The organism is uncultured Fibrobacter sp., assembly GCF_900316465.1.
Classification (GTDB): domain Bacteria; phylum Fibrobacterota; class Fibrobacteria; order Fibrobacterales; family Fibrobacteraceae; genus Fibrobacter.
The window spans coordinates 17,566-33,869 of sequence record NZ_ONDD01000037.1 but is presented as its reverse complement, the minus strand read 5'-3'; the positions used below and the strand labels follow the sequence as shown (position 1 = coordinate 33,869).

Here is a 16,304-nt window from a genome sequence, read left to right as displayed (position 1 = left end):
GGCGAAGAAGATATTATTAAAGAGGCGCGTAAGTACGCGACAAGGTAAAGTCGCTATTTAGCGACTTCTTTCGTTGCGTTCTTAAGGGAATCCACGGCGTCCTTGACCGATTCCTTGGCGACTTCCGTGGCTTCCTTTGCAGATTCCTTGACTACTTCAGTAGCCTTGTCCGCAGCTTCCTTGGCGGCTTCGGATGCCTTTTCGGTTGCTTTATCCGTAATGGACTTGGTGATTTCGTTGGCCTTCTTTTCGGCAACGTCGAGCAAGTTCACCGGCTTTGAAGAATAACCCAGCAGCTCGAGAGATGCTTTGTAGGCGTCGTAAGCGAAAGCGGTGTCGCGGGTTTCCGGAATAATTCCGCCAAAGGGGAACAAGTGCAAAATCGTCAGCAATACAAAGCAAATGAGCAGAGCCTTGATGACTCCAAAAATACCCCCGAGAATTCGGTCGGCCTTGCCTACGGTCGTGTTCTGGGTAATATGCTGGAGAAAACGACCCACAAACAGGAACAGTAAGAACGGAACCAGGAATCCAATGCACATGCAAACGAGCTTTGTCGAGAATGCGCTGGCCTGCAAGGTGCTTGAAACAAAATCAGAAAGCAGGTCGCATGCAAAATAGGCTCCCACAATACCTGCAGCCCAGGCAATCAGTCGGAATATCCCGCGGAAAAATCCGTGCCATAATCCGAGCAGCATGAGAAAAAGAATGATGATGAGACAGACAATGTCTATTGCGTTCATAGAATTTGTTTTCTAAAAAAGTTCTCTAAATAAATCGTGTGATGATAAAACAAATTAAAAAGCCAATAATAGCTCCGATGCCTAGTCCCTTGAAAAAGTGGAACTTGATGTGTGTCGGATAAATCGGGGGTTCGGTGAAAAGCGTTTCGTCGATAGAGTCGGTTTTCTGCTTGATAGAATCCTTGATGGCGTAAATCCACATGGCCGTATACGGAACCATGTCGCGCGGGTAATTGCGCATGACAAGCGAAACCTGCTCGGCGGCATCGAATGCGGTGAGCGGACGCTTGCGCGGATCCTTGTTCAGCATTTTTGCAATCAATTTCTTTAAGCGGCGGGGGAGTTCCTTGTCAAAAGCCTTTTCGGTGACGCGGAGCTTCTGGATTCTCTGAAGCGTGTCGCTAAAGTTCGTGCCGCGGAACAGGTTTTGCCCGAGGAGCATTTCGCTTGCGACAATGCCTACCGCAAACAAGTCGGAGGCCGGAGTGGCTTCTTCGCCGACAGTCTGCTCGGGGCTCATGTAGGTGACTGTGCCAAGGATTGCACCTGTTTGCGTGAGTCGTTCGGCGTCTTCGCCCTTGTTGAACTTGAGCGGAGATTCGGTATGCGCGATACCGAAATCGAGCAAATGAATTCGCCCGTCGTTATCGATCATGATATTGGCGGGTTTAATATCGCGGTGAACGATTCCCTTGCGGTGAGCTTCGCCTAGGGCACAAAGGATTTCGTGCAAGATGTTCAGCACCACCCACAGAGGAGGCTGTTTTACTTTGTCAAGAATCTGGCGCAGCGTGAGCCCGTGGACAAATTCCATGGACAGCGAAAGCTTGCCGTCTTTTTCTTTCCAAAGGGCGTAGGGCTTGGTAATGGCCGGGTGGTTCAAATGCGCAAGAATGTTACCTTCTTGCATAAAGCGGCGAACATTCACATCGTTGTCTTCGATGTCCTGCTGCATTTGCTTGACAACGACCATGCGGTCGAGCGACTTGTCGTGGCAAAGCCACAACTGGCCCATGGCGCCGGAACCTAATTCCTGCGTCGGTGTGTATCCACCAATCTTCGAAGGCTTTTTTGTTTCGCTTGACACTTCCAACTTCCTAAATACACCAACCACAATTTACTTATTTTTTGCCATCCAAGTAAATCGTGTGATGCTTTGTCTTGGGGTCAAGATTCGGATAATCCAGAATGTAATGGAGTCCGCGGGATTCCTTGCGGTGGAGTGCTGCAATCAGAATCATCTTCGACACCTGCAGTGCATTCAGGAATTCGATGTAGTACAGGTTTTCGGTCTCCTTGTTCTTGATGGCGGCATCGACATCTTTTTCAAGTTCTTCGACAACCTTGAGCCCCTGATTGAGTCCTGCAATCGTGCGCACGATTCCGCAATGTGTCCACATCATGTCCTGCAGAATCTTCTTGCGTTTGCGCCAGTAGGCAGACTTGGTGAACGAAATCTTTTCTTTCTTGCTCGACTTGCTTGTTGCAATCTTTTCTTTCAGGAGACCGCTTTCGCTAATGTTGTCGACGGCGCGAATGGCAAAGACGACGCTTTCCAGAAGCGAGTTCGATGCCAGGCGGTTTGCGCCGTGGACGCCGGTAGCGGCGACTTCGCCGCAGGCGTACAGGCCCTTAATCTCGGTGCGGGACCATGTGTCGACCAGTACGCCACCGCACATGTAATGTGCGGCCGGCACCACCGGAATCCATTGCTTGGTGATGTCGATGCCTGCTTCCATGCACTTGGCGTAGATGTTCGGGAAATGGCTCTTGATGTCTTTCGGCGTGCGGCCCGAAAGATCGATAAACATGTTGGGCTTGCCCAAGCGCTGCATTTCGCTATGAATGGCGCGGGCCACAATGTCGCGCGGTGCAAGGGAGTGCAACGGATGCACCTGGTTCATGAATTCTTCGCCCTTGTCGTTCTTCAAGATTCCGCCAAAGCCACGCACGGCTTCCGAAATCAGGAACGGCTTCTTGAGGCTCGGAGCATAAAGGCTCGTGGGGTGGAACTGCATGAATTCAATGTCCTGCAAGGCTGCGCCTGCGCGGGCTGCAATGGCCATGCCGTCGCCGCAGCTATCGGGCGGGCAAACGGTGTACTGCCAGATTCGACCGGCACCGCCAGTAGAAAGGATAGAAGCCTTTGCGTAAAGGTTTTCGACAAGGCCTGTCTTCTGGTGAATAATCTTTGCACCGATGCAGCGCTTGCTCTTACCTTCGCCCTTGCAAATCAAATCCTTGATGTAGCAGTTTTCGATGTAGTGAATGTTTTCGTGCTTGTGCAGTTCGCAAAGCAATGCGCGCATGATTTCTTTACCCGTAAGGTCTGCGGCGTGCAAAATGCGGTGGTGGCTGTGGCCGCCTTCCAAGTGCAGGTCGAACTGAGTCTTGTCGGCGGGCGAGGGGGTGAACTGCACGCCCCACTTGACCAGCTGCTGGATAGTAGCCGGGCCGCTCTTGGTCAGAATGTTCACGGGTTCCTTTTTGCAAAGGCCGGCTCCTGCTTCCAGAGTGTCGTCGATATGAAACTTGAATTTGTCTGTTTTTTCGGTAACGGTCGCGATTCCGCCTTGAGCGTAGTTCGATGAGCCATCTGGTTTTGCACCCTTAGTGAGGATAACAACCGAAAAGCCTTTTTCTGCGGCATGGAGTGCTGCACTCAAGCCAGAAATGCCTGCTCCCAGGACCAAAATGTCGTACATGACCGAACTCCGTTGAGTAAACTTTGTCTTTGTGTAGTGTATAGATAGAAAAAAACGGCTATTTCGGCATTATTTGAATGCAAAATAAAAGTAATTGATTTTTTTTGCTACATTTTGCCCGACAAAAATTTCTATGGAGTCTACTCTATGTTAACGTGGATTAATGAAAAAGCCAAGTGGATTATCGTTATCTTTGCCGCGGGTATCGTGGTGGGCCTTTTGGCCATGGACCGTGTCCCGAACCAAGGACACAGCTATCCGGTCGGCGTTGTAAACGACAAGAAGATTACTTATGCCGAATTCGACTCCCGTATCAAGAACATCGTGCAGAACCAGTACCAGGGTCAGCACCTTGAAGACGAACAGTACAACCAGCTGCGCACCGAAGTGTTCCGTAGCTTTGTTCGCCAGATTCTCTTGAACGACCAGTTCGAAAAAGCCGAACTGAGCGCCTCGGTCGCCGAAATCGGTTCTGAATTCAGCCGCAATCCGGACGCCGTGCGTGCACGCCTGGTGCAGGAAGCACAGCGCCGCTTATACATGATCCAGCAGCAGGCCACCAGCCAGGAAGACCTGATGCAGCGTAGCAATGCCTACATTGCTAGCCTGCCGAAGTTCCTTACTGATTCTACCTTCAACAAGGACGAATACGACGCTTGGCTCAAGACTCCCGAAGCTTTCCGCTGGGGTGTGATGCTTCAGCTCGAAGAAGACCTGAAGACCAACACCATTCCGGCTCGCCAACTGCAAGTGCTGGTTGGAGCTTCCGTTCACCCGACTTCTCTCGAAGCTAACTGGAACGTTAATCGTCGCTTGACCGATTACGAACTGCAGGTGGCGGTTGCCAATGGCGCAGACTTCAAGGCCGACGAAAATGCCGTGGATAGCGTGATGGTTGCTGGCTACTTCAACGCCCATCGCGACAGCTTCTTCGTGAAGAAGGACATGGCTCAGTTTGAATTTGCATACCTCCCGGTTGAAGCTACTGCTGGTGACGACGCTCGCATTCGCGAATACGCCATGACGCTCTACTACCAGCTGACCGATTCCTCTTCGACCACCACGTTCGAAGACATGGCCCGTATTTCTTCTGAAGATGCAACCACCGCTGAAAAGGGTGGCGTCTTGAGCGACGACTATGTGGGTCGTGGCGTCTATGTCAAGGAATTCGAAGATGTCGCCTTCGGTCTTGATTCCGGTGCCGTTTCCGAACCGGTTCGTACTCGCTTTGGTTACCACATCATCAAGAGCCTCGGCAAGTCCAAGGACTCTACCGGTGCTGATCTCGTGAAGGTCGCTCACATCCTCCTCGTCGTGAACGCTTCTTCTGAAACTATCGATAGCCTCGAAGGCATCCTCACCAAGGTCAAGGCCTCTGTGGACGCAGGCAAGACCTTTGCCGAAGCCGCTAAGGAACAGAACCTCGACGTTCATACTTCTAACTGGATTTCTCGTGGCGACAATATCGATGGTGTCGGTTACCTGAAGGGTCTTGCCGCTTACGCTTGGCCGAACGAAAATCTCCCGGATGAAGCCAGCAAGGTTTCTCCGATCTTGAAGAATAACAAGTGGGTCGTTGTTGCCGAAAAGGTGAAGGACCTCAAGGCTGGCGATCGTAGCATTGACCTGTACTTCAACAACATCAAGAGCACTCTGCTCCGCAACAAGACTGCCGCCGCTGCTGAAGCTTACCTCGCTTCTGTTGCTGACAAGGTTAAGGCTTGGGCTCCGGCTGATAGCGCTGCTGATTCTGCCGCTGTTGCTGCAAACAAGATTGAAAAGGTCAACATCGAAAAGGTGACCGCTTCTGTCGACGGCTATGTGCCGGGCTTCGGCTATGGCAGCACCCGTATCGCCAAGATTCTCGAAAATGCCAAGGAAGGCGAATGGAGCCCTGCCGTTGCTACCGAAAACGGTGCCGTGATGGTCAAGGTTGTCTCCAAGAAGGTTCCTGAAGAAGCTGCCGTTAAGGAAGCTGTGAAGACCGAAATTGCCAACACCAGCAGCTATGTTGCCATGACTTTGTTCACTGAATTTGTGAACAACCTCGAAAATTCGACTGCAGTTGAAAGCAATCTCGACCTCTACTACAGAGACTAGACAGAAAATTGCTGGTTTGCTATATTTGGCGGCGCTCGTTTAGCGCGCTAAATAAGCAATTCGGTGCCATCGTCTAGTGGTCCAGGACACTGGCCTCTCACGCCGGTAACAAGGGTTCGAGTCCCTTTGGCACTATTAAAACGGATCCCCAGGGTCCGTTTTTTGTTATCGTGTAACCATCCACTATCAAAAAAAACATAAAAAATTTAGTTACACTGTTAAAATTTATTTATATATTAAGCCCATACGGATTGGGTAAATGAGATTGTTTGACGAAAAAGTGGTGTTAAGGTTCTTGCTGGTTATAGCAAGCGTTTTCTTTGCAGCATTCATTCCAGAAATTTTATCGGGTAAGGAACGTCTAATTTGGGCGGTCCCTTATATTCTTGCCGACTTTTTCTTGGTTGTAGTGGCTGTTTTGTACCGTTTTCCGATTATTGGCAACCGCAAGCGCATGCGCGAAGATGTCAATATCGCCCCTCCGACTGCCGATCCGGTCCCCATTCGTGATTTCAAGAAAGATCTCATGGAACGTGACGAACTGTTCCAGATGATGGTCGATATCTCCGCTAGCGGTTTCTGGACCTTTGACGTGATTACCGGAAAGGTGTACTGGTCCCGCCGCGCGATTAAGCTTTTGCAGGCCGAATCGAGTACCATGCTCGATTCCTTTGACTTGCTCAAGGAACGCATTGTCGAAAGTGACTGGCTCCAGTTCAAGAAGGCCTTGCAGGTCGCCCTCGAAAATGGCGAAAAGTTCAGCTTGACGGTCAATTTGCTGAAGGCAAAGTCCGGCGAAGGCAGCCTGATGCTTTCTGGCCACGTGCAGATGAACGATTCCGGGCATCCCATCCGTATTGTCGGTGCCTTGAACGAATATTCCGACAAGCAGGCCCAGGCCAAGCAGAATTACTACTACGCCTATCAAGATGCCCTGACCGGCGTTTATAACCGCAAGTTCTTCCTTGAAAAGCTCAAAGTCGATGTCGACATGGCTCTCAAGAGACCCGATTACCTGTTTGCGGTGGCCCTTTTGGACATCGACCGTTTTGGCGCAATCAATACATCTTATTCCATTAATGTAGGCGACAGCGTTTTGCGCGTGGTCGCCGACCGTATTAAGGCCCAGTGCCGCGTGGGTGACACGATTGCACGAATTGGTCCCGATGTGTTTGCTATTGTTTTGCACGATATCAAGTTTAATGACGACGATAACGATATCAAGGCTGTAGTCCGCAGAATCCACAATGCGGTCAAGCAGCCCATCCAGCTGGAAGGTCGTGAACTTTATATCGGCGTTTCGATGGCGGTGGCCCTCAACCGCGAAGTGGACTGCGTCGAAGACATCATGGCGAACGTCACCTCCAGCCTTCGCGAAATGAAGAAGAGCGTGGCTCATGGCGGAATCCAGTTCTTTAGCGGTGGCATCCGTGAAAAGGCCATGAAGCTCTACAAACTTGAATTCGATATCCGCAGGGCTCTCCAGGCTCGCGAATTCGTGCTGTTCTACCAGCCGATTGTCGATATCGCTAACGGAAACCGCGTGTCCGCCTTCGAGGCGCTTGTCCGTTGGAACCAGTCCGAAAACAAGTTTATTTCGCCGGCAGAATTTATCCCGATTGCCGAAGAGACTGGCCTCATTATCCCGATGGGTGCCCAGATTCTGAGAATGGCGTGCTTGCAGGCTAAAGCTTGGGTCGACCAGGGATTTACCGATATCCAGGTGGCCGTGAACTTCTCGGCAAAGCAGTTTGCGCTCGACAACATGATCGACGACATCAAGCAGGTGTTGCTCGAAACGCATTTGAACCCCAAGAACCTGAAGCTCGAAATTACCGAATACACAGCCGTGTGCGAAGCCGAAAAGACGGTGAAGATCATGAAGGCTCTTTCGGGAATGGGTATCCAGATTTCGATTGACGACTTCGGTACGGGTTACAGCAGCCTTTCTTACCTCAAGCAGTTCCCGATTCATACGCTCAAGATGGACAAGTCCTTCATTGACCACGTGACCGACGACGAAGAAGATGCCTCTTTTGCCCGCATGGTGATTGGCATTGCCAAGTCCTTGAATCTGGACTTGATTGCAGAAGGCGTCGAAAGCGAAGAACAGCTTGACTTCTTGAAGTCTGAAGGTTGCAAGCTGATTCAGGGCTTCTACTTTAGCAAACCGCTATCTGCTGACAAGGCCTACGAATACTTGCAGCAGCATTATCTGCCCGCGTCGTCTGCAGTTGCCGAAAAGCCGGCAAAAGAAATTCCGATTATTGAAAGAGGTTACGTCGGAGAGAGTTATATCCCGTAACAACGGCGAGTGTTTTCGCGACAGTCCCTGTAGAGTTGTTCTACGGGGATTTCTTTTACTTGGGCGAGTGCCTGTGCAATGTAGGGGATATAGCCCGAATGGCAGGGCTTTCCGCGGTAAGGGATGGGTGCCATGTAGGGGGAGTCGGTTTCCAGGAGCATTTGGTCCATGGGCACGAGCGCCGCGGCATCGCGCACGTTTTGTGCATTCTTGAAGGTCACGATTCCCGTAAAGCCCACAAAAATGCTTGCGCCGCGGTATTTGAGGTCCAAAAGCTGTGCGCAGAATTTGGGCGAGCCCGTAAAGCAGTGAACGTGAATCTTGCTTCCACGAAGGTCGGCATTGTGGAGCACGGCGAGCGCATCGTCGTCGGCTTCGCGCAGGTGCAAAACCAGCGGCTTGCCCGATTTGAGCCCGAGTTCCAGATGGCGCTCGAAAAGCTTGACCTGTTCGGCCTTGGTGTCTGAACCGTAGTGGTAATCCAGTCCGAATTCGCCACAAGCCACGCACTTGGGGTGCTTCAGGTATTCCAGCATGCGGGCTTCGTCTTCGGCGGTTTCTGTCAAAACATATTCCGGATGAATCCCGTAAGCGGCGTAGACATTTGGATATTTTTCAGAGAGCTCTTGGGCGCGGGCAAAGTCTGCCGGATCGCATGCCACATGAATATAGGCTTCGGGCGCCTGGACGTTTTGATCCGGGTCGTGGGCGAGGCGTGAAAACAGATCGCCGACGGTTTCGCCGGAATGCTGTTCGTAGGAATCCAAATGACAATGCGTATCGATGAACATGCTGTTGATGTCATCCCCGCGTAGGCGGGGATCTCCTCTAGTAGCTAACCTCTACAATTTCGTAGGTAATCAGGCCTTTGGGTGCTTGCACCTGTACCTGGTCGCCTTGTTTTTTGCCCATCAGGGCTTCACCTACGGGCGACTTCATGCTGATGCGGCCCTGCAATGGGTCGATTTCCTTTTCGCCCACGATAGAGTAGGTGCGTTCGCGCTTGGTCTTGATGTCTTTCATCTTGACTGTAGCGCCAAAGCGCACCGTGCCGTCGTCAGATGCCTGCGATTCGACCACCTGCGCGCCGTCCAGAATGCGGTCCAGTTCGCGGAGCCTGCGGTCGATTTCGCGCACGCGCATGCGCCCGTACGTGTAGGCCGCATTTTCACTGCGGTCGCCTTCGGCCGCTGCTGCCTGCACCTGGTTGATCATTGCCGGGCGTTCTACGTATTTCAGGTGTTCCCATTCCGCCTTGAACTTTTCAAAGCCTTCTTTAGAAATCAAGTGTTTCATCACTCTAAATTTAGAATTTATCACATCTTTTAGGCTTGGGGATTGCAGAGTGCTTGTAACTTTTTCTAAATTTGGCTCGCAATGATTCGATTTAAGCATAAGCGTATCGACCGCAACGAGTCGAAGTACAAGAGACTGAGCCGCATCTATTACAACCGCATGTTCCCCAAGCGGCAAGATGCCCTGAAAGTGGCTTGGTCCGTTGCGGCGGGCGTATTTATTGGTATTTGGCCGACAATTGGTGTCGCAATTATTTTGACCGTGGCGTTCTGCGCCCTGTTCAGGCTCCCGAAGGTGCCGGGTATTGTGTCTTCTTTCGTGGCAAACCCGCTCACTCAGTTCGGTTTCTTTTACCCGTCGGGTTACGCCATCGGTTGCAAGATTTTAAACCCCGAAAAGATTAATTTCGACTTCCTTTCGGAATTCGAAGGCCTTTCGTTCAAGAATTGCATTTCCGTGATTTCGCACTTGTGGCACGATGCGGCGGGGCATTTGGCAGCCTTTATGATAGGAATTACGATTGTGGCGGCTATTGGCGGTGCAATCTTCTTTTTCCTGGCCTATTTTATTGTAAATTATCGCAAGAAAAAGTGGCTGGATGCAAAGACAAGCTACATCCAGAGCTTGATTGCCGAAGACGAAGCTTTAATTAAAGCAGCACACAAAGGAAAACACCCTATGATGCACATTTACCCGTTCAAGGCGCTGCGCCCGGTGAATCCGGCCGAAGCCGAAACGATTTCTGCCCTCCCGTACGACGTGATGAACCGCGCCGAAGCCAAGCAAATGGCCGAAGGGCTCCCGCATTCCTACCTGCGCGTGACCCGTGCGGAACTGGAACTCCCTGATTCCGTGGATGCTTACGACCCGAAAGTCTATGCGCATGCTCGTGAAAATTTGGACAAGATGATTGCCGACGGCGTTATCGCTTACGACAAGAAGCCTTGCCTCTACGTTTACCGCCAGACCATGAACGGCCGCGAACAGTACGGTCTCGTTTGCTGCGTGCCCGCTGCCGACTACTTCAACGGCATTATCAAGAAGCACGAACTGACCCGCGCCGACAAGGAAGAAGACCGTTTGCGCCATGTGCTTGCCACCAACGCCAACACCGGTCCGGTGTTCCTGACCTACCGCGATCAGGGCCAGTTCGATGTGTTCGGTGCAGTGACCAAGCGTAAGCCTGTGTATGACTTCGTGAGCAAGGGTGACGGCTTTGGCCACACGGTTTGGATTATCGACGATGACGCCGAAATCGAAGCCATCCGCAAGTCTTTCGAAGCCGTTCCGGTGAGCTACATTGCCGACGGTCACCACCGCAGTGCTGCCGGTGCCCGCGCCGCAAGCTTCCGCGCTGAACAGAACCCGAACAACACCGGTGACGAAGAATACAACCGTTACCTCGCCATCCTCTTCCCGAGCACCCAGCTCAAGATTCTTGACTACAACCGCGTGCTCAAGGACCTGAACGGTCGTACTCCGGAACAGCTCATGGACGAAATGAAGAAGGTGTTCGACATTGCCGAACTCGACAAGATGCAGAGCCCGGCCAAGCAGAACCAGGTGAACTTCTACATGGGTGGCAAGTGGTATGCTTGCACGTTTAAGGCTGAATACCTCAAGAACCTCGGTCCGGTCGACAGCCTCGACGTGGCTCTCCTCCAGAAACTTATCCTGAAGCCGCTCTTCGATATCGATGACCCGCGTACCTCTAAGCGCATCGACTTCGTCGGTGGCATCCGCGGTCTCGGCGAACTCGTGAAGCGTGTGGATAGCGGTGAATGCGCCTGCGCCTTCGCTATGTATCCGACGACTCTCGATCAGCTCATGAACATCGCGGACGCTGGCGAAATCATGCCGCCGAAGAGCACCTGGTTTGAACCGAAGCTCCGCGACGGTCTCCTGGTTCACTCGCTGGACTAATTGCTGAGCAATAGGAATTCAAAAGGTCGCGATAATTCGCGGCCTTTTTTGTTGTATCGATTGGGCATGAAAGTTTTTGGGAAACCACACGGATTAGAAATGCTTAACGGCATTTTTTAACAATATAATTGTCACACTGATTGGGAATCACTAACGTGATTCCTGTTAAAAACAAATTATTATATATAGATTTTACGTTAGTAAAATCAGATAAATGCGTAAGGCGAGAGAAACAGGATTGCTTGCAAACCTACTTCCGAGCCTAGCATTTAACGCCGTTGGCGTTCGTGGCTACGGTTATGCCATAACAGAAAACAAGTTTTCTGCTGCGTCATAACCTTGCGCACTTTTAGTACTTTAGTACAATTCGTGTGACAATCTAAAAGAATTTACTTTGTGGAATCGCTCTTGGTTTCATCTTCAGAAGTATTTTCTTCAGAATCTTCTTCCGGAGCTAGGAGCGAGAGAATGTATTCGATTGATTTGTCGAGGATTTTCTTTGCCGGAACAATGATTCTATTTTGGAAGCGGTCAGGCCATTCCAAGTAGCGCCCGATAAAATCGTTGTGCGTAAAGTAGCCGAGTTCGCGTGAATCGGGGCAGCTGGAGCCTTTGATGCATGTCATGTAATAGCAGTCTTCTTCAATCACAATCTTGTTCAAGGGTTCGTCCAAGAACTGTTCCGGTTCTTCCTTTGCTGGCGCCTGTTTTGCGGGGGCTGCGACGGCAGAATCCTTTTTCGTTGTGTCTTTTTGAGTCGTGTCGGCCTTTGCTGTTTTGTTGGAATCGACGTGCGCGACTTTGATAGAATCGGTCTTAATGGAATCGCCTACGGTAGAGTCTGCAGAAGACGTGGGCGGGGGAGTGAGCTCGAGCTTGGCGGGCTTTAAACGGAACAATTCGCGCTTGATTTTAATCGGAGCGTTGCCCGGTTCTGCCTGGCGAATCTGGAGCTCGATCAGGTAGCGGTCTTGCCACGGCAAGAAATCAATTTCTTTAAGGCTTACCTGGCGGTTTGCAATCTTGGTGGCACCCACGCGGTCAATGTTGATTTCGCGGTCACCTTGCCAAAGAGTCGACTTGACGGCAATCTTTTCGCCATGAGTGTGCAGGTAGGCTAAAATATAGTCCTGCTCCACGTCGTTTAATTTGTCAAAATAGAGCGTGTCGCCGGCTTTAGGAACGTAAATCGTTTGGCTTTGAATAAAGGCGTCTTCGCCTTTCCATTTAAAGTTTCGGTGCGGAGTACGCACGCGGCCTTTATCCGTGATTTCAATGGAATCGCCTGGCATGGCAAGCACCCTGCGCACCATGGTTTCGCCGCTTTTGAGCGAAAGCCAGACAATGTCCTGGTCCTTGATTTGGGTAAGGCATTGCGGCAGTTTGCACATCCAATGGGTAGACTGTTCCTTGAACTTGGGCGTCATCGACGCATCCACAATCTTGACGGGCGCGAGAGCGTAAATACGCGCGACAAACGCGAGCCCGCCAACAAACAGCAAGAACAGGAACAAGAGAAAGATATGGCTTTGCGAATTCTTTCGCTGCAGCCTTTTCACCTTTCTCGAAAGTCTGGACATTGGACTTAGTCCCCGTTGTTGGTGGAGTTGTCGGAAAGCGAAAGCACGGCGAGGAACGCCTTCTGCGGCACTTCGACAGAACCGATGCTCTTCATGCGCTTCTTACCTTCTTTCTGCTTTTCAAGGAGCTTGCGCTTACGGGTAATGTCACCGCCGTAGCACTTGGCAAGCACGTCCTTACGCACAGCCTTCACGGTGGAGCGGCTGATTATCTTGCCGCCAATAGCACCCTGGATTGCCACGTCGAACTGCTGGCGCGGAATAAGGTCTTTAAGCTTCACGCAAATGGCGTTGGCGTAGGTGTGGGCCTTGTCCTTGTGGATAATCACCGAGAATGCATCCACCGGGTCGCCGTTCAAAAGAATGTCGAGCTTCACCAGGTTGTTTCTGCGATATTCGCTCGGGGCGTAGTCAAGGCCTGCATAGCCGCGGCTTACGGATTTGAGGCGGTCGTAGAAGTCGAACATGATTTCGGCGAGAGGCAGGTTGTACTTGAGAATCACCTTTTCTTCGTCGAGGTATTCCATGGTCTCGAATTCGCCACGCTTTTCTTCGCAGAGCGTCATGAGTGCGCCCACGAATTCCTTCGGCGTAAAGATCTGGGCCTTCACATAAGGCTCTTCGATGTGGTCGTAACGGCTAGCATCGGGAAGCTTGGACGGGCTTTCAATTTTCACCATCGTGCCGTCGCTCATGTACACGTGGTATTCCACGTTCGGTACAGTCGTGATGATGTCCACGTTAAATTCGCGGTCAAGGCGTTCCTGCACGATTTCCATGTGCAAGAGTCCGAGGAATCCGGTACGGAATCCGAAGCCGAGTGCTTCAGAAGTTTCCGGTTCCCAGCTGATGGCGGAGTCGTTCAGACGGAGCTTTTCCAAAGCTTCGCGCAAGTCCTTGTAGTCTTCCGGATTGATGGGGTAGATACCGGAATAGATCATGGGCAGAATGTCTTTGTAGCCCGGGAGCGGTTCGGTCGCCGGGTTGGCGGAATCGGTGAGTGTATCGCCGATTTTCACGTCGCTAATCGTCTTGACGTTTGCAAGCACGTAACCGACCATGCCTTCGGTCAGTTCGTCACGCGGGTCGCGGCGCATGCTGAATGTTCCGACTTCGGTCACCATGTATTCGGCGCCGGTCTTCATCATCTTGATCTTCATGCCGGCCTTGATGGTGCCTTCGACAACGCGGATATAGTTGATCACGCCGCGGTAGGAGTCGTACACGGAGTCAAAGATAAGAGCCTTCAGGGGCTTGCCGCTGTCGCCCTTGGGAGCCGGGATTTCGTCGACGATCTTGTCGAGAACCTGGTCTACGTTCAGGCCGGTCTTAGCGGAAATGCGCGGAATCTTTTCGGGGTCGTAACCGAGCAAGTCGCCTACGAGCTGAGCCACATGGTCGGGCTGTGCACCCGGAAGGTCTACCTTGTTGAGCACCGGAATAATTTCCAGGTCGTTTTCGAGAGCGAGGTAGAGGTTCGAAAGCGTCTGGGCTTCGATACCCTGGCTTGCATCCACCACCAGAATGGCGCCTTCGCAAGCGGCCAAGGAACGGCTGACTTCGTAAGTAAAGTCCACGTGCCCCGGCGTATCGATCATGTTCAGAATGTATTCCTTGCCATCTTTCTCGTACACCATGCGAATAGCGTGAGCCTTGATGGTAATGCCGCGTTCGCGTTCTAGGTCCATGTCGTCCAAGAGCTGGTTCGTCATTTCGTTCTTCGAAACGGTCTTGGTCAGTTCAATCATTCGGTCGGCAAGAGTCGATTTACCGTGGTCGATATGGGCGATAATGCTGAAATTTCTAATGTTGTCGTTTTGCGGCATAATTACGATAAGATTATCTGGTGAAATTACCGGGTGAATCCTGCTATTTTTCGGGCTAAATATAGAAAATGCGCAATGGACTTTGACAAAAAAAGCTATATTAACAATATAAATCAAAGATGTGCACCATCAATCATGGTTGATATGAAAAGACCTCTCGTTTTTGTTGCCCTTGTGACAGCCCTTGTTCTTGGCTTTTTCAGTTTTGGATTCGCTCAGGGAAAGGTGTTCAACAAGGACTATTCCGCTATTAAGGCAATCGATGCAATTATTGAAACCCACGAAGGCAAAATCGTGGTTTCGCTCGATTTCAAGTCTGCTCCCAACACGGTTGCAAATTTTGTCGATCTCGCAAACAAGGGCTTTTACAACGGCCTCACGTTCCATCGCGTGATTCCCGGATTCATGATCCAGGGTGGCGATCCCGAAGGTAACGGCAAGGGCGGTCCCGGTTATACGATCGATGACGAAATCAGTTCTTTGAAGCACGAAGCCGGCGTTATCTCGATGGCCAATCGTGGTCCGAATACGAACGGTTCGCAGTTCTTTATCACGCAGACGCCGCAGCACCACTTAGATGGCAAGCACACGGTGTTCGGTAAGGTTCTTGAAGGCGAAGATGTCGTTTGCCGTATTGAACCCAATGATAAAATTATTAACATCACTATCGTGGAAAAGAAGTAATCTATGAGTTCTAAGAAAGTATCGTCCAAGGCTCCGGCAAAGAAACCCGCAGCAAAGCCTGCCAAGAAGGCCGCTCCGGCAAAGCCCGCCAAGGCCCCTGCTAAAGCTGTGAAGAAGGCTGCTCCGGCAAAGCCTGCAAAGGCCCCTGCCAAGAAGGCTGCTCCGGCAAAACCGGCTCCGAAGGCCCCGGCCAAGAAGGCCGCTCCGGCAAAGCCTGCCAAGAAGGTCGCTCCGGCAAAACCGGCTCCGAAGGCTCCGGCTAAGAAGCCTGCTCCGGCAAAGCCCGCTCCGAAGGCGAAGGACTCTAAGAAGACTGTAGCTAAGGCCGCTCCGGCAAAGGCTCCTGCCAAGAAGCCCGCTCCGGCTAAGCCTGCTCCGAAGGCTGCTCCGGTTAAGGCCGCAAAGCCCGCTGCTGCTCCGAAGGCTGCCGCCAAGCCCGAACCGAAAGCCGCTCCGGCAAAGCCGGCTGCAAAGGCTCCCGCAAAGGTTGAAGCCAAGCCCGCTGCAAAGCCTGTTGAAGTCGAACAGCCGGTCGAAACTCCGGTTGCCGAAAAGAAGTCCAAGAACGCTCCGGACTACGCCTACGCCGTGCTCCTGCAGGGTGTCAAGCGCCTTTCCAAGACCATCATGTTCGTGAAGGTCGACGAATCCGAAGACCGCTCCAACAAGAAGAAAATGTCCAGCGATGTCAAGAACCTTGACATGAAGCCGACCTCTGCAATCCGCCACAAGTCGTCCCTTGCCGAAGAAACGCAGGAAGAACTGACGGAACGCATTCTCAAGGAACTCGAAGAACAGAACAAGATGTTCGAACGCGAAGCTGCCACGCAGATGTGCACGCGCTGCAACCGCAACCTCGTGTCTCCTGAATTCTGGGTCGACAAGCATCTCGGCTTCTGCGAAGAATGTGCCGCCATCCTTAAGCTCGGTCAGTCCAAGGAAGCCCGCAAGGTGGAATACCAGCTCGGTGCCATGGACGGCGACTCTCTGGATGAAGAAGATGACGATATTATCGGACCGGACGCAGACGATCTGAAGGAAGCTGAAGAAGATCTCGCCGAAATGGAAGATTAATCCTTTTGGATAACGTCAGAAATTAAAAATCCGCTCCCGGTTCGACCGAGGGCGGATTTCTTTATAAG

Annotated in this window: 12 protein-coding genes, 1 tRNA gene and 1 pseudogene; 7 read left to right on the top strand and 7 right to left on the bottom strand. The window is 51.6% G+C overall.

Annotation, left to right across the window (positions count from 1 at the left end):
* Window positions 1-53: 53 nt before the first annotated feature.
* Genes QZN53_RS11670 through nadB form a run of 3 tightly spaced genes read right to left on the bottom strand, consistent with a single transcriptional unit; the run spans window position 54 to window position 3,448 of the window.
* Window positions 54-743 (bottom strand): CvpA family protein, encoded by a 690-nt coding sequence (locus QZN53_RS11670; RefSeq protein ID WP_294653258.1) that lies wholly within the window; start codon window positions 741-743, stop codon window positions 54-56.
* A gap of 25 nt (window positions 744-768) precedes the next feature.
* Window positions 769-1,830, bottom strand: a complete 1,062-nt coding sequence (locus QZN53_RS11665) for a serine/threonine-protein kinase (protein ID WP_163439111.1) — start codon at window positions 1,828-1,830, stop codon at window positions 769-771.
* A gap of 34 nt (window positions 1,831-1,864) precedes the next feature.
* Entirely contained in the window at window positions 1,865-3,448 is a 1,584-nt protein-coding gene (gene nadB / locus QZN53_RS11660; RefSeq protein WP_163439110.1) for an L-aspartate oxidase, read from the bottom strand.
* A 147-nt stretch (window positions 3,449-3,595) separates the two neighbouring features.
* Between nadB and QZN53_RS11655 the strand changes: the two genes are divergently transcribed.
* The 3 genes from QZN53_RS11655 to QZN53_RS11645 all read left to right on the top strand — a co-directional run bounded on the left by QZN53_RS11655 (window position 3,596) and on the right by QZN53_RS11645 (window position 7,853).
* The gene (locus tag QZN53_RS11655; RefSeq protein ID WP_163439109.1) at window positions 3,596-5,548 is read left to right on the top strand and encodes a peptidylprolyl isomerase; all 1,953 of its coding nucleotides are present in this window, start codon (window positions 3,596-3,598) and stop codon (window positions 5,546-5,548) included.
* Between the two features lie 62 nt (window positions 5,549-5,610).
* Window positions 5,611-5,683: transfer RNA gene (locus QZN53_RS11650), tRNA-Glu, on the top strand.
* A 124-nt stretch (window positions 5,684-5,807) separates the two neighbouring features.
* Window positions 5,808-7,853 carry an EAL domain-containing protein gene (locus QZN53_RS11645; RefSeq protein ID WP_163439108.1) on the top strand — a complete coding sequence of 682 codons (2,046 nt, stop codon included), beginning with the start codon at window positions 5,808-5,810 and terminating at the stop codon, window positions 7,851-7,853.
* Here the strand turns inward: QZN53_RS11645 and QZN53_RS11640 are convergent.
* Together QZN53_RS11640 and greA are read right to left on the bottom strand one after the other, a co-directional pair.
* Window positions 7,841-8,644, bottom strand: coding sequence for a TatD family hydrolase (locus QZN53_RS11640; RefSeq protein ID WP_163439107.1), 804 nt, complete (start codon window positions 8,642-8,644; stop codon window positions 7,841-7,843). The genes QZN53_RS11645 and QZN53_RS11640 overlap by 13 nt on opposite strands.
* Before the next feature lie 37 nt (window positions 8,645-8,681).
* Window positions 8,682-9,149 (bottom strand): transcription elongation factor GreA, encoded by a 468-nt coding sequence (gene greA, locus QZN53_RS11635; RefSeq protein WP_163439106.1) that lies wholly within the window; start codon window positions 9,147-9,149, stop codon window positions 8,682-8,684.
* Between the two features lie 81 nt (window positions 9,150-9,230).
* Between greA and QZN53_RS13005 the strand changes: the two are divergent.
* Window positions 9,231-9,728, top strand: a pseudogene (locus QZN53_RS13005) (DUF2062 domain-containing protein); the annotation flags it as partial.
* A gap of 99 nt (window positions 9,729-9,827) precedes the next feature.
* Window positions 9,828-11,072, top strand: a complete 1,245-nt coding sequence (locus tag QZN53_RS11630; RefSeq protein ID WP_367269193.1) for a DUF1015 domain-containing protein — start codon at window positions 9,828-9,830, stop codon at window positions 11,070-11,072.
* Between the two features lie 389 nt (window positions 11,073-11,461).
* Here the strand turns inward: QZN53_RS11630 and QZN53_RS11625 are convergent, their stop codons facing one another.
* On the bottom strand, window positions 11,462-12,652 hold the full coding sequence (locus QZN53_RS11625; protein ID WP_163439104.1) for a S26 family signal peptidase: 1,191 nt from the start codon (window positions 12,650-12,652) through the stop codon (window positions 11,462-11,464).
* A gap of 5 nt (window positions 12,653-12,657) precedes the next feature.
* Window positions 12,658-14,478 carry a translation elongation factor 4 gene (lepA, locus tag QZN53_RS11620; protein WP_163439103.1) on the bottom strand — a complete coding sequence of 607 codons (1,821 nt, stop codon included), beginning with the start codon at window positions 14,476-14,478 and terminating at the stop codon, window positions 12,658-12,660.
* Window positions 14,479-14,736: 258 nt separating this feature from the next.
* Between lepA and QZN53_RS11615 the strand changes: the two genes are divergently transcribed.
* Window positions 14,737-15,162, top strand: a complete 426-nt coding sequence (locus QZN53_RS11615) for a peptidylprolyl isomerase (protein WP_073322228.1) — start codon at window positions 14,737-14,739, stop codon at window positions 15,160-15,162.
* A gap of 3 nt (window positions 15,163-15,165) precedes the next feature.
* On the top strand, window positions 15,166-16,236 hold the full coding sequence (locus tag QZN53_RS11610; RefSeq protein WP_205428150.1) for a hypothetical protein: 1,071 nt from the start codon (window positions 15,166-15,168) through the stop codon (window positions 16,234-16,236).
* Window positions 16,237-16,304 lie beyond the last annotated feature (68 nt).